The 20167-nt window shown below is 44.8% G+C and carries 16 protein-coding genes and 1 pseudogene; 1 reads left to right on the forward strand and 16 read right to left on the reverse strand.

The genetic code is table 11. The features are described from left to right. Positions 1–6: 6 nt before the first annotated feature. The 8 genes from ACRRU2_RS18820 to ACRRU2_RS18855 form a co-directional block, all read right to left on the reverse strand. Entirely contained in the window at positions 7–2229 is a 2223-nt protein-coding gene (locus tag ACRRU2_RS18820) for an AraC family transcriptional regulator (RefSeq protein WP_331699009.1), read from the reverse strand. A gap of 91 nt (positions 2230–2320) precedes the next feature. After that, positions 2321–4438, reverse strand: coding sequence for a right-handed parallel beta-helix repeat-containing protein (locus tag ACRRU2_RS18825; RefSeq protein WP_432504040.1), 2118 nt, complete (start codon positions 4436–4438; stop codon positions 2321–2323). A gap of 28 nt (positions 4439–4466) precedes the next feature. After that, positions 4467–5102 carry a hypothetical protein gene (locus tag ACRRU2_RS18830; protein WP_432504042.1) on the reverse strand — a complete coding sequence of 212 codons (636 nt, stop codon included), beginning with the start codon at positions 5100–5102 and terminating at the stop codon, positions 4467–4469. Continuing rightward, complete coding sequence (locus tag ACRRU2_RS18835; RefSeq protein WP_432504044.1) at positions 5095–5946, reverse strand: amidohydrolase family protein; 852 nt, start codon at positions 5944–5946, stop codon at positions 5095–5097. Before ACRRU2_RS18835 ends, ACRRU2_RS18830 begins: the two co-directional genes overlap by 8 nt. Before the next feature lie 22 nt (positions 5947–5968). Then, the gene (locus ACRRU2_RS18840) at positions 5969–7096 is read right to left on the reverse strand and encodes a glycoside hydrolase family 88 protein (RefSeq protein WP_432504046.1); all 1128 of its coding nucleotides are present in this window, start codon (positions 7094–7096) and stop codon (positions 5969–5971) included. Between the two features lie 234 nt (positions 7097–7330). Then, a complete protein-coding gene (locus ACRRU2_RS18845; protein WP_432504048.1) occupies positions 7331–9178 on the reverse strand; it encodes a hypothetical protein in 1848 nt (615 codons plus the stop codon). 12 nt (positions 9179–9190) lie between these two features. Continuing rightward, on the reverse strand, positions 9191–10108 hold the full coding sequence (locus ACRRU2_RS18850; RefSeq protein ID WP_331699015.1) for an aldo/keto reductase: 918 nt from the start codon (positions 10106–10108) through the stop codon (positions 9191–9193). Positions 10109–10122: 14 nt separating this feature from the next. Beyond that, positions 10123–12036, reverse strand: a complete 1914-nt coding sequence (locus ACRRU2_RS18855) for a hypothetical protein (RefSeq protein ID WP_432504050.1) — start codon at positions 12034–12036, stop codon at positions 10123–10125. 115 nt (positions 12037–12151) lie between these two features. Here ACRRU2_RS18855 and ACRRU2_RS18860 point away from each other — a divergent pair, with 115 nt between their 5' ends. Beyond that, complete coding sequence (locus ACRRU2_RS18860; RefSeq protein ID WP_432504052.1) at positions 12152–13036, forward strand: helix-turn-helix domain-containing protein; 885 nt, start codon at positions 12152–12154, stop codon at positions 13034–13036. Between the two features lie 57 nt (positions 13037–13093). On the opposite strand, the gene ACRRU2_RS18865 is transcribed toward ACRRU2_RS18860, so the two are convergent. The 8 genes and pseudogenes from ACRRU2_RS18865 to ACRRU2_RS18900 form a co-directional block, all read right to left on the reverse strand. Continuing rightward, a complete protein-coding gene (locus tag ACRRU2_RS18865) occupies positions 13094–13882 on the reverse strand; it encodes an IclR family transcriptional regulator (protein ID WP_432504054.1) in 789 nt (262 codons plus the stop codon). After that, positions 13870–14781, reverse strand: a complete 912-nt coding sequence (locus ACRRU2_RS18870; protein WP_331699019.1) for a fumarylacetoacetate hydrolase family protein — start codon at positions 14779–14781, stop codon at positions 13870–13872. The genes ACRRU2_RS18865 and ACRRU2_RS18870 overlap by 13 nt, the downstream gene beginning before the upstream one ends. Positions 14782–14796: 15 nt before the next feature. Further along, positions 14797–15570, reverse strand: a complete 774-nt coding sequence (locus ACRRU2_RS18875; protein WP_331699020.1) for an SDR family NAD(P)-dependent oxidoreductase — start codon at positions 15568–15570, stop codon at positions 14797–14799. Positions 15571–15935: 365 nt separating this feature from the next. Beyond that, positions 15936–16283: pseudogene (locus tag ACRRU2_RS18880) on the reverse strand (MFS transporter); the annotation flags it as partial. Then, a complete protein-coding gene (locus ACRRU2_RS18885) occupies positions 16280–16732 on the reverse strand; it encodes an MBL fold metallo-hydrolase (RefSeq protein ID WP_331699021.1) in 453 nt (150 codons plus the stop codon). The pseudogene ACRRU2_RS18880 and the gene ACRRU2_RS18885, both read right to left, overlap by 4 nt. 255 nt (positions 16733–16987) lie before the next feature. Further along, positions 16988–17953 carry a helix-turn-helix transcriptional regulator gene (locus tag ACRRU2_RS18890; protein ID WP_432504057.1) on the reverse strand — a complete coding sequence of 322 codons (966 nt, stop codon included), beginning with the start codon at positions 17951–17953 and terminating at the stop codon, positions 16988–16990. A 545-nt stretch (positions 17954–18498) separates the two neighbouring features. Next, the gene (locus tag ACRRU2_RS18895) at positions 18499–19668 is read right to left on the reverse strand and encodes a stalk domain-containing protein (RefSeq protein ID WP_432504060.1); all 1170 of its coding nucleotides are present in this window, start codon (positions 19666–19668) and stop codon (positions 18499–18501) included. A gap of 50 nt (positions 19669–19718) precedes the next feature. Next, a complete protein-coding gene (locus ACRRU2_RS18900; RefSeq protein WP_432504062.1) occupies positions 19719–20075 on the reverse strand; it encodes a DUF4870 domain-containing protein in 357 nt (118 codons plus the stop codon). Positions 20076–20167: the final 92 nt, after the last annotated feature.

Raw genomic sequence — 20167 nt, forward strand, 5'->3', positions numbered from 1 at the left:
TATAGTTTAAGATTCCAATACAACTTGCTTGGATCTTTCCAAGTTGCGATATTGCAGCGGGGTAATTCCATACTTTGCTTTGAAGCGTGTACAAAAGTATTGCGAATTTCTATACCCTACGGAAACAGCAACTTCTGCTACCGTTAATTTTATCTGGTCTACAAGCATATCAGCGGCACATTCTAGCCGTACCCTGTTCAAATATTCTGAGAAGGATTCTCCCGTTATGGTGCCAAACAAGGTGGAAACATAATTGGACGACAAATGGACACGGGCCGCTAAACTTTCGAGTGACAAATCCTCGGCTAAATGCTCCTTCATGAATTGCTTTAATTCATTCATTTTTTCAGCATGGTTATCGTTTCGGCTTTCATTCATATACTCAGCAATGCTGATCGCCTGCTCTTTCAGAACAAGCACCATTTCATCCAGGGTGCAATGCTTCATTTGATCGTGGATATTCAGAGCTGAAAACATGCCGCCAAGCTTCTGTTCATTGGCAATCTGCGAAATAATTGTACCTAGACGCAAACAAGCAAGCTCAATGGCATCAATGCTTATATTCTGAGAACTCAGCTCTGCTTTGGAATGATTGAACCATTGCTCTACTTCGCTTGCATTGCCTGCTAACATTTTATTTTGCAAAATAGGATAGGACAGCTCGACAGATAATATCGGCTTCTTGTCAACAGATACTTCCTCGTACAAAACAATAGCTGTACGTCCCTGCAGAAATGTATATCTGTAAGCATGCTTGGCATCTTCGTAAGTACGATGGATATCATCGATGGAATCCGCTATTGATCCAATACCTGCTGCAAACGGAATATCCGAAATCGCATGCAAGGCATAAAGCTCTGCTTTTAAAGAAGCTATTGTGTCATTTATATCCTCATAGATGAATCCTAAGAGCACCCACTCTGCAGCGCTAAGTTTGATAACCTCTGATGCGAGGCTTGTGCGTTCTTTTATGAAATAGCAAAGTGCTTCCCCTCCCTCCGGCTCAGTTACTATATAAGCAGCAACATAGCTGCACTCCAGAGGAATAGCAGGCATCTGATCAAAACTGGCAGCCGTTTGCTGCCCAGTCACCAGGCCGGCTAGCTGTCTTATGCGCACTTCGTCTTTCATCTTCAATAAATTTAAATCGATAAACTTCAGCATATGATGAATCGCATTATACTCGGTACCTTCGGTCACTTGAGCCGGCCCATTGTATAAATCCCGTATGGAGTAGAGTAATTTTTTGAGAGGCATATAGAAATGACGAGACAGTAAGAAGGCGATTAAAATGCCAACCAGCAGCGCAGCCATGCATGCCGCCCACACTTGATGCTTCATTTTATTGGCGGATAAAAGAAACGACTCCATCGGCCGAACGACAGCATACGTCCAGGTATGGGCAGATTCATTACTGGATAGCACAGATATAACATTATCATTAATTCGTGTCGTAATATTTCCATGTGCCGGTTCATTGCTGAGCATATCATTAACGGCATTTTTGACGATAGTCATTTCCTCATTATAATGCTCATTTCCAACAATCGGGGTTCCGTGTTCATCGAATACATATAACTGGGTTTGAGGGGAGTTGAGTGCCAATTCCATCGTTTGAGTCAAGTATCCAATATCAATATCTAAATACAAATATCCTGCAATGCTTGTTAGATTATTTCTGCTAGGCAGCGCGTACACATAGGTCAGCACACTTGTATCTATACCGGGTTTTTCGCGAATGAACCAGGATTGAACGGGGACGGAACCAAGCGTTTGGATAAATGCAAAGTCAGACGAGTTTGCGGGACCCTCATAGTATCTTTGATCGTCGACGACATAATGCCCATGCTTAAAGTAAACAGTAATTCCTTCAATACCTTTCGTCATTTCCTTAATGAGGCTTAAATTCATTATAAAACTGACAATTTTGCTTGAATTCCCTTGTGCAGTTGCATCAATCAAATAATTAATTACATCTTCACTTCGCGGACTGACTAGTGAAAACACTTGATTATTAAAAACACCTTCATAAGATTGCAAATAATTTTCTTCTACTACACTCTTTACCTTTTGCAAAGAATAATTTGTATCCTTTGCTACTTCATTCATGACCATATCGTTTGCGTTGTTAAGTAAATATCCTCCCGTAAAGCCGATTAAAACAAGCGCCAGCACCGTATATGAAATGACCAGACGAATATAATAGCTGCTTCTCCATCTTGTAACCATTAGCAATGCCTCCTATTCTTTGTTCATTGAACGAATAAGGGGAAAGGAACACAGGATAAAGCTTCTATCCTGCATTCCGATTGCCGGCATTTCACTCATTCTTTAATCCTATCTTTGCAAATGGGATGTTCTCAAAGCCTGGAATATGACGGAACACGGGAGAGTCCGGCTTCAAAGCGAAGTTTTGTTCATTGGCATCAACAAAAGACAACTCCTCGCTCGTCACCCAATTTTGTTCAACAACGCCGTATTGTCTAGCATATTTGTGTATCAGCATCGTATCTTCATGATCAGAGACAGTATCGCCATCTACGTTGCTCGTTACGCCAGTCTTGTAAATTACATTTCGTTCGACCACATTGTATTTCGGGCATGACGGCATATCTTCCCAAAGCGTTAATAAGGCAGGGTACTTGCTGCGCCATGGCTCAGCATGAATGGGCATGGAAAGCAGTCTGCGGTGCATCACTTGCCCTTCCAGCGAATGATTGGCTGCCCATTCTCCCGGCATAGAACGCGCATCCAGCTGCACGGAACGAGCACAATTTAATATTAAATTGTTGCGCAATATGTTGCTGCGCCCGCCGCCTATCAAAACAGCCAAATCAACATCGTACAGCACATTTCCGTACATCTCTACACCTGAAGCCATATCATCCAAATAAATACCCATATGAGCCTGTGACACGTCGTTATGAATATGATGAATAAAATTATAGCGGATCGTATTTCCTTGTTCTGTCCAGTCGCGCCCGATATAGATCGCTCCAGCGTCCCCGGTTTCCATAAGTACCTTGTAAACCTCGTTGTACTCTACGGTATGATCATTGCCATACAACAGAATGCCAACATGCGGCGCATGATGAATATAATTATTGGCCGCTATATGACCGACACCCATTAATTCGACCGCAGCGCTATACGTTAGTTTTAGGCGGCTATAACGTGAAATATCATTGCAGCGCGCGTAATTGCCGCCAGCCTCGAGCGTTATTCTGTCACCGCCGGACAGTAAAATCCCGCCTGTACCTGTATCGTAGATTTTACAGTGAACGACGCCATTTCGCCTGCCTCCGCGAATATACCTTTCCTCGCGTTCCTTCGTGGCAGAATCTGCATTTCCGCTGCTTTCTTCGCCAATAATGACGGCCATGCTGCCCAATCGGCGCAACGTACATCCTGCAACGATATTATCCGATCCTCCAATGATTTGTATGCCTGCTCCGCGAGACACTTCAAAGGTCAAATGGCTAAAAGTAACATGGCTAGTATTTCGCAATAAAACAAGCGGCGCTACGAGGAGAGAAAGCTCTGCTTCAGCTGTTTCCAGCGGACCGGGCGGATAAAAATATAATATCCCCTTCTGCCGATCCAAGTACCATTCTCCCGGCGTATCCAATTCTTCTAAAATGTTGTAATAATAATAGCGTTGGTCGGCACGCATACTGTAATAACTCGCGCCTTCTGTCGTCAGTGAATGGCTGGAGGCATCAATAGAAGCTATTCGCAGATTACCATCCGCCCAATCCCATTGCCAATAACCGTACATCCATATATCTCCAGTATTGATCCAATGCAAAGGCCTGTCATCCTTGAACCGGAATGTCGCGGCTTTAGTCAGCTCCTCCGCGATTTTTACTTTGTCACCGTCATATTCACGCGGATTGCCTCCCGGATCGATGACCTTTTCTATTTTGACATAGCCTTCATTCGGATAGCGGGCAAGCGTCATCGTAGAGCCATTAAAAAACAGCTCCGGATTGGCTGCAACTGCCGGAAACCCAAAACCGCTTTTGGAGATTTGGCCAAATTCATTCAGCCCTAATGCCTTCAAGTCGATTTGCAGTACACGGTCACGTACATCTGCCTGCAATCTGGCTCTAACCGCTTCATCTGAGACCGGTAGAAAATGCTCTGCTGACAATGGAATTCCGCCGCTTATTCTAACCTCTTCTCCTTCGGCAGCTGTGTAGACGATTGGTGCTTCTGGTGTCCCGGAATCTTGTTCTTCCAGCACAAATGACTCCTCATGCCTATATAAGCCTTCACGAATATAAACGGTAATTCCGCCTTTAGGCATGCCATTGGCATGTTTAATAGCACGAATAGCATCGCGCGCCCCCGAAAGCGTTGCCAACGGTGCGTTTGCTGTTCCTGAATTACGATCGTCGCCGCTCGGGTCTACATAAAGATTAAAGGTTGCGCTCATTCGTAAAACTCCCCTTCTAAATGCTTATTTAGTAGGCAAACCATATATCTAGTTTAGTCCATACCGATTTTTCTGAAGCTTGCCCTGTCGTGAAATGCCTGGCCATTACGTCATGCCAATTCGATGGCGTATGATTAGTCGCCAGCTTGCCGACGCGGCTTGCTCCCTTTATCGCAGGAAGCTCATAGTACGAAAATAAAAGCGCTCCATGAAGCCCGATACAATAAGATTGGTTAAAGCTTCCCGGCATTTCTTCCTGCATCTGATAATGATAAAATACGTAACTGCTCACCATATCCGGCTTCAAGACAGCAATCGAGCCTATTCGTTCTATGCTCTCCCGCTGCTGTCGGCAGATTTGCGCTTCTGATACTGTTCCATCGTAAAACACATTCGGCATAAACACTTGATAGGTGTGCTCCTCAGCCAAATCTGGCCACGGCTCCAGCCATTGGTGAACTTCCTCAGGCCAACTCCAATCCTTGCTGTCAAAAGCAGCCTCTACATAAATAAACAGCGAGTGCTCAAAGGCGAAAATGCTGCAAGTCTCCGCCCCTTTTTTGACAAGAGCTTCCTTCCAGCTCTCCTGCACGTCTCTGAGAGCCTCCTGCAGCAGCTGCTGTTTCCCAGGTTTTACTTGTGCCCGATACATCCACCTATTCACTCGCCGCAGCCTCCTCTTGCCCGATGCCATAAAACCGATACCCATTGCTGCAGCGCACCGCGTGGCGCTCCGCCTCGCCCCATTCCGCCGGCAGCAGCTGTTCAAACAGCCGGATCACTTCATCATATGTGCCGCCCAGCAGTGCAACCGGCCAATCACTTCCAAACAACAATCTTCCGGATTTGAATGTACGTGTCAAATACTGCACATACGCCTTAAGCAGTTCGGGCTTATATCCTCCTGCTTGCGTAATCATACCTGACAGCTTCACCATCGTTTGCGGCAGAGCTTCTATGGAGCGCATATCGTTCATCCAAGTTTCCATCAACTGTTCTTTCACAGGAGGTACGCCAAGATGATTAATGACCGCTTTTAACTGGGGGACAGCGCTTAAGTAAGGGATAATGGCAGGCAGCTGATGAGCTCTGGCTAATAGATCGATGGAAAATTGATCCTTCTGGAGAAGAGCAAGATGATCGAGCAGCAGCTTATGTGTCCGCTCATCCGTCTGTTCGAATCTGGAACCATTCACGCGTATGCCTACGAATTTCTCCTTGGAGCGCAGCCTCCTATAGTTTTCCTCAAATGACTCTTGTGTCAAATCAAGCCCGCCCACTACACCTTTGATCCAACGATACTCCGCTGCCAGATTGAGCATGTAATCGATTTCGTCTGCCGTCGAGGCCGCTTCAACAAGAATTACCCCCGTAACACCACATGCTTCCAAAACAGGCTCCAATTGCGAAGGAAGCCGATCTTGGAATAGCATTTTGTTTTCAGGAGAGATCCAGCTATAATCCCCCCGATCCAGCTTCCAAAAATGAACATGACTATCCAAGTACATAAGCTTCCCTCCTGACCTCTCGTTACCAGTAACTCAATTCGTTGCCGCGCAATTTACTAATCGCCTCGGCGAAGTAGTAGTCTCCATAAATAATAGGAACTTCGACAAAATGCTTTTTAGGATAATTTGCAGTAGCTCTTCTGATCAGGCCTTCCTCGTTTGAATCATCCCATGTCCCGTAATATTGGTCTAGCAGCTGCAGTATTTCAATGGCCTTCTGTTCGTAGAACACAGCTTCCTCTTCTGTCACATGCTTGGCAAGCTCAAGCAAACCGCTGGCTGTACATGCCGCTGCGCTGGAATCCTGAATGGCCTTCGAGTCTGCCGGTGCTCTAAAATCCCAGGACGGCGCTTGACCAGGCTGCAGTTGTGACAGGAAGTATGCTGCTGTTTGCTTGGCCGCTGCCAAATAACGAATATCCTTCGTATACCGGTAGCTGAGCGTAAAGCCATAAATTGCCCAGCTCGTTCCTCTTGCCCAGGCGGAATCCTCCGAATAGCCCTGCCCGCTGATCACACTGATTCTTTCTCCCGTCTCTGGATCAAAGTGTACAATATGCCGAACCGATCCGTCCGGGCGAATAAATTCACGCAAGGTCGTATTCGCATGTTCGACCGCGATATGGTGAAATCTTGGATCGCCTGTTATTTCACTAGCCCAGTAAAGAAGAGGCAAATTCATCATGCAGTCGATGATAGCCCAGCCAACACGCTCTTCCTGGTTCCAGGCACGAATGAATTTTCCTTTTGCATTATATCTTCCAGCCAAGTGGCTGGCTGCGGTTAAAGCTCTTCGCTTGGAGGCTTCGCTGCCTAATAATTTGTAATGTGCAATGGCTGTCGGCGTCCACATAAAGCCTACATCATGATGCAGCCCAGTAAATGCATGCAAAGGCTCATCTAATTTCTCTTCGCATGCTGCGGCGATCGACTTAAGCCTTTCATTGCCGTTATGCTGATAAATAAGCCATAACAATCCCGGCCAAAAGCCGTTTGTCCACCAATCTGCGTCTTCATCTGTATAAGTGCCGTTAACCGAAGCATAAGGAAAGCTGACGCCAATTCTTTGGCTTGTCTGGCTGACCTTATTGACAATTTTATCCCAAATCTCATCGGCCCATCGATTTAATGTCTCATTCTGCAGCTTCATCACTTCCTAGTTATATTATCCAACTATGGTGAGAGGTCGCGCTACGATCAAGATTGGACTTACGACCGCTGTTGTATTCCAATTTTTTCGATTTTGTAATCCTATTATGGATAAAATTGTAATACAAAGGCGGCCACTACCGTTTCTCCAGTTCCAATCTTGCTCATCCGCTTGCCCATTCTTTGCCCCACTAATGTTGTGAGCAATTAATCAGTACTCTCATGGCTACTCTTACTAAAAGTCAATGCTTATACTAAAATTCAAGCTCTGCTCCGGCTCGATGCTCGACAGAAGAATACGATAAATCGTATGCTTATCCTCATATAGATACTTTACCTGATGTGTGTCAACATCAAAGGAGAACCTCTGTGCGTCATAGCTAATGACAGCCTCATCCAGCTTGATGCGGCCTGCCTCGATCAATTCAGGCTTGATTGACGATACTAGAACCTCTACGAATGATTTTGGTTTTTTTGAAAACTGAGCCTGGTCAGTAATCGTTAAACGGAAGTGCCCCTTATCACAATCAACCCGCTGCCAATTATACACTCTTGTCAGTTCGTTCAAATGCGTGCAATCATAAGCGTTAGTCAGATCCAGCTTGAATTCAACAGCCGCTTCTGTTGATGCATACTGGATGACCTCTGTTCTGTAATTTTCCCCAAAGCCTTGCCGGAAGCCGTCTACAATCGGAACGGAATGTCCGTGAGAGCCGGCCGTTATCATCTCATAGCGCGTGACTGGCTGGAAATATTCCTTCGTATAAAAGCCTGAGCCCAAATCCGCAAGCATCGTTTTCCCGTTCATATGGACGATGAAATGCCCTAGATCATTATGATTATGAGGCTCGGCATTATGTCCTCCTTTGGCTGCAAAAGCGTACAGCCCTTTGGGCGTCCATGTCTTCGATATGACCCATTGGTGTCCCTGGAAGAACTTGTCGTCAATAGCTTGTGCAGGCACATCCTCAGACACTGCCTCCGAGGTCCATAGCAATATTCGTGCAAAATGTGCCCAGTGATCAAACAAATCATTGAACTCTGGCTTCATCTTTGGAATGGCTACGTCAGGAAAATGCTCCTTCAGCCTGCTAAGAAGCCCGATGTTAATAGGAATATCTTCAACGGAATCAGAAAAGTTGACCACTTTTCCACCGCTAAGCATACATGCATTTGGGAATGTGGCTATACGGCCGATCTGTTCGCCTGCGAGCAAGTTAACTCGGCCATTCGTGCGATCCCTTAACATTTCTGAGAAGTAGACATAAAAACCAAAGCCGAACTGCCAATAGGTTACACCTTCCGGAGTTGCTCCTTCCTCGTCAAAGCCGCTCAAATGCTTTCGCATCGCTTCAATTACTCTCCATAGCATGCCGGCTAGAAGCTCGCTGTCCTTCACCTCATATATAGCAGTTACGCCAATGCCAGCCGAGCATACGGCCGGCCAATTATTCGTTTTCAGCTCCCAATTTTGCGGAACAGGATCGTAGAAGTAGACTTGTATAATTCGGCGGTCAAGCTCTTTGTGAACCCGCTCCACTACCCATGGATGCAGAGCGTCGCCAACGAGACTAATCGTCTCTGATAAAGCAAAGGCAGTAATAGAGGAGAACAAATCTATCGTTTCTCTTGGCGCATGCTCCCTATCCCAAATACCGCTTGGATACTCATTCACATAAAGTCCAACATGAGCCGGGATTACCCAGGTCGATTCCTCGCAAATGGCCCATATTAAATTTTCAAGCGCTTCTCCCCAGCGTTCCCTTCCTTCCGTTAGTACTAAAACCGTAAGTACAGATAAACGCTTTCTTCTCTCAAAATATTTACTTTCAAAAACTTTACGGTCACCGACCGTGCCGAACATAATAAATTCCGAAAATTTAAGCTCCTTTAAGGGGGCATGAACCGTTTCTTCCCCGTACTCGCGAATATCTTTCCACACTTCTGACATCAATGAGCTGTGAGCCAGCTTATTCCAATTATTAAGATCCCTGCTTTCAGGAAACAATTGATACCCTTCCTGTGCCGACTGCTCCAGTGCCAGCTTCAATTGCTTCAAGGTCAGATCATACATACCTGGCATTGTATTTTCCTCCTAGTATTCAAATAACGGCTTTTTGTTTTCTAATAATTGAAACACTCTGGCTTGTTCTTCTTCCGGTAATCCTGTCCCATCACAGCATGCGACATTTCTGAGCAAGGATTGTACGGACGTTGTACCCATCAAGGTTACGGCAATATCCGGACAATTCAGGCTGAATCGCATAGCTGGCTCGATCAAGCCTTTCGGTTCTGTTTTCCTTAGAAAAGAGATCTGCTGCTTCCGCTTCTCGGCTTCTTCCAGCAGCTGCTTTTTCGGCAGCAGGAAACTGGCCGGAGCATCCGCCAATATCCCCATTGCCAGCACACTGCCATTTATAACCCCTACCTTATTTTCACGAGCCAATGGAAATAGCTCTTCCTTCGCCGAGCAATCGATCAGCGTATAACGTCCCCACATTTGGACCGTATCAATTTGCCCTGTCCGGATGAATGGGAATAACTGCTCCACTTTTCCGCCATTAACGCCAATGGCCCTTACCTTTCCCTGCTCCTTCAATTTGAGGAAAGCAGCTACAGTGCCGTTCATTCCTTCCTCGAACGTTGTCATTTCAACTTCGTGGAGCTGTATTAGATCGATATAATCCGTTCCCAATCTTTTTAGGCTCTCTTCTACTGAACGCATTGTATTTTCATAGCTGTACGCTTCACCGCGCATAACAGCTTTCGTTGCCAGCACAACCTGATGACGCTTGCCGCCAGCCAGTGCCTTCCCTATTCTTAATTCACTTGCCCCATTACCGTACAATGGAGCCGTATCCATAAACGTAATGCCACTATCAATCGCTGCGTGAACGACATTTTGAACGATGTCATCATTCGTCTCACCGAAGCCGCCGCCGAAAGGGGCTCCGCCTAGACCAAGCCTCGATACTTGTATTCCTGTATTGCCCAGCTTCGTATATTGCATCATTAGTCCCTGCCTCTCTAAAGCTGTCTTCCTGCCAAAAAAGGTTTTGCAGCGTCTGCCACTGTCCATGGAGTATCATAGGACGGCCTATTCACATATCTGCTCATTTGGAAAACGAGCCTTGCTCCTGCCCCTTTGCCCAAGTGAACCTTAAACCATTTGCCTTCTAATGACTCCGCTCCTATTTGCTCACCATTCTCGTCATACAGCACGACGGATTCAAAAGCATGCTCGCCAAAGCTTCCCGCCTGCAAGATTACTTCCCTGTCCTCGAACAGGCTGAGATTGACCAAAGTTACTGTGACAGACTGATCTGTGAGTTTATCGATTAAAGCGCCGACAGATTCTGGCAATCCAGGCCTCTTATTGATCGCGTCGAAGTACCGAATTCTAGCATGTTGGAATCCCCCATGAGAAATATGCATAGGAGCGCCCAAAGTCAATTGAACGAGCGATTCCATATAAACAGGATTCATCTCCTGCCACTTATGAATGCCGTTAATATCTTCCCAATCCCATCCGGCCGGATTGCCGGCTTCCGATCTCATCTTCTCCAGCTGCTGTACAATGAGCCGATGATTTGCCTCCAAGATTAGATTAGGATAATCCGGATATTCACCTTGCATGAATAGAAACCAAGGAATAGTATTTCCTATAAAATGCTTCGTTTCCTTCTTCGTAACCGGATTGCGTCCTGATACAACGGGCACATCAATCTCCTTCAGGCTATCGGGGATCGTAATGCGTTGAATTCTTTCCAAATCCTCTTCCTGCATCGATACCATCCATAGCTGAATGGGATACACTGCGTTCTGAGTCCGATAATCGGTCCAGCCGCTGTCAAAATGCTTGTTCGGCGTTACCCAAACGCCATCCTGCTCTTTACCGAGCTTCCAGTTGTAGTCCAGCTGTCCCCTCGCCAGATCAAGCCACTTGGCATCCCCTGTTAACAAATACGCATTCATGACCGCGTTAACCATTGGCTCAATTATCGTCATGAAGCCATGCGGCCAGCGCCAGCCGTAATATCCGCCCCACCATTTGCCGTCGTTATATTCCCCTATCTCGCCCGACAGGCCGATATTGTCAGGGGTTAGCCCGCCGTTGCGAGCCGTGCGCTCTATCCATGCTTCCACATACTCCAATACCCATTGCTTATACTTCTCATTGCCCGTATACAGAAAAGCATTAGTAATCAGTCCAGTTGCGTTTAAATTTAACGGGACATCGCCTTTAGCTATCCGGCTGTTCATCTTGGCTATAATTTGTTTATATATCGCATCATTAGACCATGCGCACTTGCCGCTTTCAAAATCAACCCCGTCTATATCTTCAAAAGGCGCCAAATAATCATCGAGCACCCCTCTATGCGTAACCCAATCCTCTTCCGTCATCTCGAATCTAGGCCCGCGGCTTCCTGTAATAGGGGAGCGAATCAGTTTTTTCTCTGTATCATAGTTGGGAGCGAGCGGATCTTCACCCGTATACATACGAGCGAATTGGACAGCACGCTGTTTGTTTTTTAAAGAATGCGGATTGCTTAATCCGAGAAAAAAAATATAAAGATAACCCTCACCATGATGCATCCAATCATAATAAGCATCAAATTCACGATCAATTTGACCATATTGCGTCCACTGCCACGTAAGCGCTTCCCACATTGATTGAGATAGCTCTTTTACCTTTTCGCTGCCCCCAAGCGTATATAACAAGGACAGATACATAAAGGCTTCGTAGGGGTCGTCGGAGCCATCCATGCCCGGCCAATCCTGTCGCCAGATTAATGTTCCATCCTCACGCGTATAACGCTTTACATACTCAACCGCGCTTTGATTCAAAATATCTATAAGCAATCTTTCCATTAATGCCCATTGCGGGGGCGTCCAGCTTGTATAAACCTGCACTTCTGGTATCTGATTGTTATGAGGCATATTTTGATCTCTCCTTATAGCTTATATAACTATAAGGATACTAAAAGAATCCGTATCAATGTATCTCTACGATGTGCTAAAATACGGTTATATTGATCAGAGGAAGAGATGCCAAATGAAGCTCATTCATGAAATGGATTTAACTAAAATACCTTTTCATCTCAAGTTCCATTATGCTGCCTATTCCGAGCTGCCCAACTTCTATCATTCGCATCAAGGCTTGGAAATGATCTATATATATGCAGGACAAGGCGATATTCTAGTCAATCGCAAAGTATATGAAGTCCGTCCAAACAGCCTGTATATTTTTCAGCCCTACCAATTGCACCGGATTCGCCTTCATGTTACTACAGAAACCCCTTATATCCGTTCAAAATTTTTAATAGAGCCGTCTATTTTTTATGATCGTCTGCAGCATATGCCGCTGCTGCAAAAGTTTTTTTTGCAAATATGGAAGCATGAAATTGCCCAGCCCGTTATATATGACATGCAAAGCAATCCCTTTGTACTCGAGTTGATGAAAGAATACCAATCACGGATTAAAACGCCGTCACCTGCTCCGGAAATTCAAGAAGAAGGCTTCTTGTTTCTGACACAGCTTTTCCAGCTGCTCAAAAACAATTGGCAAACGCATCTGTTCGGTGACGCGCCTGGTGTACTGCAGAAGAGAGAGTATCATCAAGCCGAGCATGTGATTCATTGGCTGGAAGAATATATGCATGAGCCTTTGGAGCTCGATCGTATTGCAGATGAACTTCATGTCACCAAGCATCATTTGTCGCGCTTGTTCAAAAAAGCGACAGGCAGCACCATAAGCGAATATATGACTGTTCTCCGAATACAAAAGGCGCGCAGACTGCTTGAAACGACCGAGCATTCCATCGAGCAAATTTCCCAGGACATCGGGCTCGGCAACGTATCCTATTTCTGCGAAATATTCAAAAAGGCAATGGGCATTACACCGCTGCAATATCGTTTGTTTTTGCTGAAGCACCCTTAAAAAAGCAAGAAGTCCCTCCTGCGTTATGTTTTACGCAAGAGGGACTTCAAACTTAATTTATTGCTGTGCTGCTTGCGTGAGCTTGCGAGCCAGCGTCTTTATTTGCAATGCAGCTCTGTCTTTCTTCTCTTCCCAAACTTGCTGCAGCATCGAGCAGCTTACCGCAGCCACGACTTCCCCGCTGCTATTCGTAATAGGAGCTGCCACGCAACAGAAGCCTATAACCGCTTCCTGCAGATCAAATGCACAGCCCTGCTTTCTAATTTCGTCCAACTGCTTGAATAGCTCCCCGGAGTCTTTAACACTATTAGGCGTTGGCTGCTCCAAAGCCTGACCCGCATAGCGCAATCGAACCTCTTTATCCGTTAACCCTGCCAGCATCACCTTGCCTAGCGCAGTTATATGAGCGGGATAAGTCATGCCGGGCTCACTGACTAAGCGTACACGGGAATAGCTGCATTCTTCTTTTGCCAAATATACAACATCCGTATGCTCCAATCGAGCCAATTGAATCGTTTCGCCAAGCTCCTCAGCGTACAGGGAAGCTTCTTTTCTGAATTCGCTTATCAAATCATTATGCCTGTAGAAAGAAGCTGCCCACTGGGCAATAACTGAACCATTAGAGTAAGTGCCATCAGGTTCCAATACAATCCAATTTAAAGCCTCCATCGTCTGCAAAAGCGAAAACATGGAGCTTTTATTAATTCCAGTCTCATGAACCAAATCCATTAGCCGATACTTTCGCGGAGATGAGCAAACCAAATTCATAACCAAATGCGCCTTCTCGATCGCCGGTACCCAATATTTCGGCTTTTCCTTCTCTGTGATATGATTCACCTTCTCCATTCTGATCGCTCGTCTTTTTCCTCAACAAAATGATTCGTCAGCTGTCCGAGCTTTTCAATTTCTATCGTGACGACATCGCCAGGCTTCAGATAAACCTGCTTATCCTCTGGCAAGCCAAGCACAACGCCTTCAGGCGTACCTGTCAAAATAATATCGCCAGGCGTCAAAGTCATATGCTGTGAAATATAGCTTACAATCTCAGCGCAATTAAAGATCATATCCGACGTGTTTGAATTTTGCCTTACTTCACCGTTGACAATCGCGCGAATTTCCAATTGATTAGGGTCTCCTACCTCATCGGCAGATACAAGATAAGGACCGAGCGGGCTAAAGTCATCGCATGTTTTGCCAAGCAGCCATTGTGCAGTGCGCAGCTGCAAATCCCTTGCAGACAAATCATTAACCATCGTGTACCCGTAAACATAGCCCAGCGCATCTGCATTAGATACATATTTAGCTTCCTTGCCTATAACTATGACAAGCTCAGCTTCATAATCCAGCTTATCTGTCACGCGGGGGATCGCCACGTTTTGCTGATGGCCTGTAAGTGTATTATTGAATTTATTAAATAAAATCGGATAAGTTGGATAAGGAGCATTTGTCTCATCGGCATGTTTTCTATAGTTCAAGCCGATGCAAATGATTTTGTTCGGACGGGTTACACTCGGTCCCCATACGATGTCTTCTTCCTTCAGCCATAATTCTGGATTGGACTGAGCTTTGGCTGCTAAGGCTTCCAGCTCGGCCATTGCCGCAGTACCTCCAGCTATTAATTCCATATCAGTACGGGGAGCAGCGCCGCCGTAAATATTCCAGGCAGCATCAACATCCAAAATACGTTCAGCATCCTTCAGCCCAAGAGCTGGCATGCCCTTTTTCATAAATGTGATCGTTTTCATAGTTAAGCCTCCTAATTATGCATTTTTTCCAAAAGTAACGCCGCCGTCGATATACAAAGGTGAACCCATCATAAACGATGACTCATCCGATGCCAGAAACAACGCCGCCTTAGCCACATCTTCCGGACGGCCAATCTCACCGCTTAACTGCCTACGCTTAATGGAAGCAAATGCCGCTTCAGGATCACTGTAGGATTCTGTTAAGTACTTCTCAACAAACGGTGTCATAATCGTTCCTGGAAGCAAAGCATTCACCCTAATATTATACGAAGCATAGTCCACTTGCATAGATTTTGTTAAAGAAAGCACGGCACCTTTTGTAGCCGAGTAAGAAGCTCTTCTAGCCAGCCCTATCTCCGCAATGCAGGACGACATATTAATTATATTGCCGCTTCTTTGCTTCATCATTTGCAGGACAGCATATTTGCTTGGCAGAAAAACGCCTTTCACATTCACACTCATAATTCGATCCCACGTATCCGCCTCGACTTCGTGCAGAGCACCTACTCCGCTAATCCCGGCATTGTTCAGCAGCACATCGATCTTTCCATACGCTGCTACAATTTGATCGATCATATCCGATACGGATTCTGCAGCGGTTACATCTGCGTGGATAAACAAAGCCTGGCCGCCCTGCTCGCGAATTTCTTCAACGGTTTGCTTACCCGCAGCTTCATTAAGATCATTTACTATAACCGTCGCTCCCTCATTGGCAAACAGAAGCGCTGTGCTTCTGCCTATGCCTGACCCGCTGCCTGTAATTAAACATACTTTTCCGGATAATCTCATCGTTTTCCTCCTCATTATTGACTAAACGGTATTATCCACGACGTATTGCTATTACATTCTTAAAGTAACTTTGCCCAAGCATTAGTTAAAAACCATTCTTTTGCGTTCTTTAGTAGTTTATTATAAGGAACTAGGTTTTATATATTAATTTTTAAGTATCTTAGCACGTAACTCTAATCTCGTCAATTGTAAATTACAGCCGTTATTATGCGAGGCAACTTTTGTATGGAAAATCGTACACAGTGGCTGCTTCGGCACTGCGTAAACCCCTTGGGTATACTTTCCCAATAAACAAAAAGCTCAAGCAAAATCCGCTTGAGCAAAATAGAATTATTTCAGCTGTCTACAGAAACATTAGTGAGCGGAAAAACGAAACCCAAGCCATGCTCGTCTAGATGCATGACGAACGGAGAATAAGCCAGCAGGGTAAAAAATCCAAAGTTATACAGAAGCGCTGCGATCCCCAGTATGAGCAGGGCCGGATATTTTAGAGCACGAAACCGGTCCAAAATCGATGTCTTTTGGGCGGGTGGCGCCGCTTTCTTCAATGCTGCATTAGGATTGCGGGAGGGCATCATAAACAGAAGCAGCAGAAACGCTATCCCCATTAAGCAAGCCACACCATAAAACGGTCCTCTCCAAGAAATCGAACCGAGGCTGCCACCAAGCAGTGGTCCTACAGAGATTCCCAGCCCAATGGCCGCTTCGTTTAAATGATGTATGGACGCAATTCTACTGCCATATCCGTATGTCGGAACACACTTCTAGATTCTGCTTCAAGATCTGCCAAATCCTCAATTGTAATTTCCACAATCTTAATCGGATAACCCAAATGAGTTCCCGTTATCCGCAAATTCGTCTCCACATATTCACACAATCCTGGAGGTCCATAAATTTCCAAAGATTCTGTACATCCAAACGATGAGCGGCTACTTAATAAACCCGGGATACCATAGACGTGATCCCCGTGTAAGTGTGTAATGAATAATTTCATCAATCGATTAAGGTTCAAAGAAGTTTTCAACATTTGCTGCTGGGTACCCTCCCCGCAGTCAAACATCCAAAAAGATCCACTATTCTGATTTATTCGTATGGCTACAGATGTAACATTCCTTCCGCGAATCGGCATACCTGCACTTGTACCAAGGAACCAAAGCTCCATTTTACCTCACCTCTGAAATGTTTAACTTTTCTAATCTGTCATATATTATTTCACTTCGTGCTAGCTATTCTACAGTCTATTGTCTGTTTGAAATCTCAATAATATCCATATGCATAAGTAGTCAAGGATAAACGGCTTCCGCCGCCCTCTCGACGTGCGCGTTTTGTGAAAAATTTATAAACTCTTATATTTAAACAAAAAAGCAGTCTCAAGGTTATGTCCTCCGTTGACTGCTCATCATACCCATATTTTCGATTAATCCGCGTCATACATTTCAATAATATACTTTGCTTGCTGAACTATTTTCCCAATTAAATATTCAGGTTCCACCAGCTTCATCGCCCCGCCGAAACCAAGTACGTAAGCGATAGCTTCCTGCTCCGTGTTAAAGTTTAATGTAACAAGAATTGTGCCGTCTGTTAGCTGCTCATCTGCATCCACTTTTTCCACAAATTTATCCGTAAATGTCATACGGCCTACGGTTGTTGGATCTGCCAATACTTTCACTTCGAAAGAAGGCAATGATTCGGTAAATTCGCGTTTGCTTTGCTTCCAATACTCATTTAACTTAAAGTGCTCTGGTCTTGCAAATCCTTCATGTCCAGCTTCAGCCTGAACGATTCTTGACAATCTGAAGTTACGGTATTCACCATCTTCATTTAATCCAACTAAATACCAAGCACTTCCCTTCGCCACCAGGCCCAAAGGGCAAACAACTCTGTTTGAGCAGACGCCATCTGCTTTTTGGTACATCATATTAAGCTTCTTGTCCTCCCATAATGCTTGCTGAACGATAAGAAAGGTTTTATTTTTTACTTCGGATGTCTTCCATGAGCCTGTATCTATATAGATCTTCTCTAGATAATGCCGCCCTTCTGTTTTCGTTGAATGAGGCAAAGATGCCAGCAGCTTCTGGCGGATATCTGACCCATACGTCTGAACCCCCAAATCTTCCAGCATTTTTTCAGAGGGAAGGATAAATAATGCCTTCATATCCTCCAGCTTCAGACCGCTCAATTGTGATTGAAAATGATCCATTAGCCGCCATCCTCCCGTTTTTCCCCGCTCAGCAACAACAGGTATTCCAGAAAGACTCAAGGCATCCATATCACGTAAAATAGTCCGATCCGACACTCCAAGCTCGCCAGCCAGCTCATTTGTTGTCATTTGCATATTATTTTGGAGCAAAATCATAATACGAATAAGTCTGTCAGCTCTCATATTTTTCACCTCTGCTTGATCCATTCAATCATTAATCTTTTTCAGTTCTTTTGCCGGTACTCCTGCGACAACCGTATTCTCTGGCAATGATTAAGAGTAGCAATCACAACATTCATGCCAGTCATTGAACCCGTCGCGAGCTCTGATTCCGCCTCTTTACCTTATCCTGAATCGCCATATATAGTCCTCGCTCGAGAAAATAAAGTTTTCAATGAAATCATAGAATGATATGACTCAAATATCAATTGCACGACCTAGAATAGAATTAGGAACAGTTTTATTTGCAAGAGGGAACCGGAAAATCACATTAACGGAAGAACTACTGTCAGCAATGAGCTATCATACATCAAAACAGCAAGCTTTGCTTCATACCATTAAGTCCTCGATTAGAAGCTGACTTAAATTTCATTTGGAAAAAACATCAAGTATTTTCTAATGCAGTAAATAAATTTTTGGATCAGCTACGGAATACTATTAAAAAATAACGCAACCTAGACAGGTTGCGTTTTACTCATTGCTCTATCGGTTTCGCTTGCTTCACAGCATTAAGGAAATTGCAGTTCAAGTTGAATAAGATGATGGCCTGTAAACGGACTTTTGAAATTTGCCGTAATTTTCTCTTTATACTGTTCATTTTCCTTAAGGCTAACCAATAATGGAACTGCCTTATAACCGTCAGGTTTCCAAATAGCAGAAATTTCGTATGTGCCAACCGGGATTTGCATCAACCGATCCCCATCATGGCGAATAGGAAATCCGGTTATCGTACTGCCTGTACTTCCGTCTACCAGCTTGCCAACCGGTTTCAGCGTAAGCTCAACATCTTCCATCTCGAACCATGGCGCATTGTCATCATACGGGTATAAACTATCCCAGCTGTGTACTTCAATTTCTCCAATGTTGATATCAAGCGTAAAATCTCTTATCGCTCCAGTGCTTCCGGCAAAGCCTTGATTTGACTTCGGCTCCATATAAAAGCTATAAGTTTGACCTTCATACTCTGTATCTAGTCTTGCTCCCATCCGGTAAGATGTATTTGCATTCGGAAGTTCCAATCGGTAATAGCCGTTGTTATCGGTCGCCCCCAAGATATTGCTATTATACAGGAGCGTATTGTCTGCCCATACTTCTGCCCCCGGCACCGGTTGGCCCTCGATATTGACGATGCGGCCCTTAACCACAAAAGGCTCCACTTTATTATCAATCGGCGGCGTGGATGGCTTCGGAGCAGGCGGATTCTTCACAATGCCCGGATCTGCCGATTCCTCCGTGGCGCCAATTCCAATGATGAAAGTACCTGCATTATCAGCAAAATAAACATGAAACCCGCTGTTTTCTGATACGAATCGCAATGGGACAAGCGTTCTGCCGTTTCGGATCTGCGCTGGCACATCCAATGCAACAGTTTTCCCGTTGACTATTGCCTTATTGCTGCCAATCGTCAATTCAATCGTCAAGCCTGCCTTCTTGCCAATCACCTTGCGTACTTTTCCCTCAATCCACTCTATTTCAAAACCAAGCGTTTCAAAGATTTTACGAAATGGAACCATCGTGCGACTATCGATCAGTATCGGGTCAGTATCTTCGAATTTCAAGCGTTCTCCTTCAAAGTACACTTGAATTTCTCTGGAATTGGCTTCTGCCCCTTGCCCATTGACAGGAATCAAGGCGACGCAGAGCAAACATAACAGAAATATTCGCATTATTTTCTTCATTAATCACAATCCCTTCATTATTTAATCGATATTGCCAGTATTGCATAGGCCTATTTCAGTTGCTTCTCCGCCATGTCTCCGATAATCGGCAATTTGAACCATTGGCCTTGATAAGCTTTCATCATTAAAACAATCCACAAAACGAATGCTGCCAGCATGATAAAAATGCTGATTATAAGTCCTAATATCGGAATAAGATTTATTACCAGATTCAAAATTATGATCGCTGCAGATACAAAAATAGATTGCAACGCATGGAACCGCACAAAACGATTCTCTTTTTCAATAACCATAAAAATAATTCCCGTTATAAACCCGCATAAGTAACACAAAACGCCGGCCAGATTCTCATCCATTCCGGAACTTGTTGTACCTTTTTCCCTTCCAGATTGTTCATGTCTGTCCATGAGTTCACCCTTTCATAAACTGTTTTCGAATAGCTAGCTTGTTTTAGATCCCTCCTCAAGATTTCAACACAGTAGCTACAATTATACATTTC

The sequence above is a fragment of the Paenibacillus sp. GXUN7292 genome (assembly GCF_050864975.1).
GTDB lineage: Bacteria > Bacillota > Bacilli > Paenibacillales > Paenibacillaceae > Pristimantibacillus.

What these genes read in the sequence shown, in the direction of transcription:
- ACRRU2_RS18820 (WP_331699009.1), bottom strand. Translation starts at nt 2,229, where the DNA reads ATGGTTACAAGATGGAGAAGCAGCTATTATATTCGTCTGGTCATTTCA.
- ACRRU2_RS18900 (WP_432504062.1), bottom strand. Translation starts at nt 20,075, where the DNA reads ATGGACAGACATGAACAATCTGGAAGGGAAAAAGGTACAACAAGTTCC.
- ACRRU2_RS18855 (WP_432504050.1), bottom strand. Translation starts at nt 12,036, where the DNA reads ATGCCTCATAACAATCAGATACCAGAAGTGCAGGTTTATACAAGCTGG.
- ACRRU2_RS18885 (WP_331699021.1), bottom strand. Translation starts at nt 16,732, where the DNA reads ATGGAGCTTTGGTTCCTTGGTACAAGTGCAGGTATGCCGATTCGCGGA.
- ACRRU2_RS18895 (WP_432504060.1), bottom strand. Translation starts at nt 19,668, where the DNA reads ATGAAGAAAATAATGCGAATATTTCTGTTATGTTTGCTCTGCGTCGCC.
- ACRRU2_RS18840 (WP_432504046.1), bottom strand. Translation starts at nt 7,096, where the DNA reads ATGAAGCTGCAGAATGAGACATTAAATCGATGGGCCGATGAGATTTGG.
- ACRRU2_RS18825 (WP_432504040.1), bottom strand. Translation starts at nt 4,438, where the DNA reads ATGAGCGCAACCTTTAATCTTTATGTAGACCCGAGCGGCGACGATCGT.
- ACRRU2_RS18850 (WP_331699015.1), bottom strand. Translation starts at nt 10,108, where the DNA reads ATGATGCAATATACGAAGCTGGGCAATACAGGAATACAAGTATCGAGG.
- ACRRU2_RS18865 (WP_432504054.1), bottom strand. Translation starts at nt 13,882, where the DNA reads ATGGAGAAGGTGAATCATATCACAGAGAAGGAAAAGCCGAAATATTGG.
- ACRRU2_RS18845 (WP_432504048.1), bottom strand. Translation starts at nt 9,178, where the DNA reads ATGCCAGGTATGTATGATCTGACCTTGAAGCAATTGAAGCTGGCACTG.
- ACRRU2_RS18875 (WP_331699020.1), bottom strand. Translation starts at nt 15,570, where the DNA reads ATGAGATTATCCGGAAAAGTATGTTTAATTACAGGCAGCGGGTCAGGC.
- ACRRU2_RS18870 (WP_331699019.1), bottom strand. Translation starts at nt 14,781, where the DNA reads ATGAAAACGATCACATTTATGAAAAAGGGCATGCCAGCTCTTGGGCTG.
- ACRRU2_RS18890 (WP_432504057.1), bottom strand. Translation starts at nt 17,953, where the DNA reads ATGAGAGCTGACAGACTTATTCGTATTATGATTTTGCTCCAAAATAAT.
- ACRRU2_RS18835 (WP_432504044.1), bottom strand. Translation starts at nt 5,946, where the DNA reads ATGTACTTGGATAGTCATGTTCATTTTTGGAAGCTGGATCGGGGGGAT.
- ACRRU2_RS18860 (WP_432504052.1), top strand. Translation starts at nt 12,152, where the DNA reads ATGAAGCTCATTCATGAAATGGATTTAACTAAAATACCTTTTCATCTC.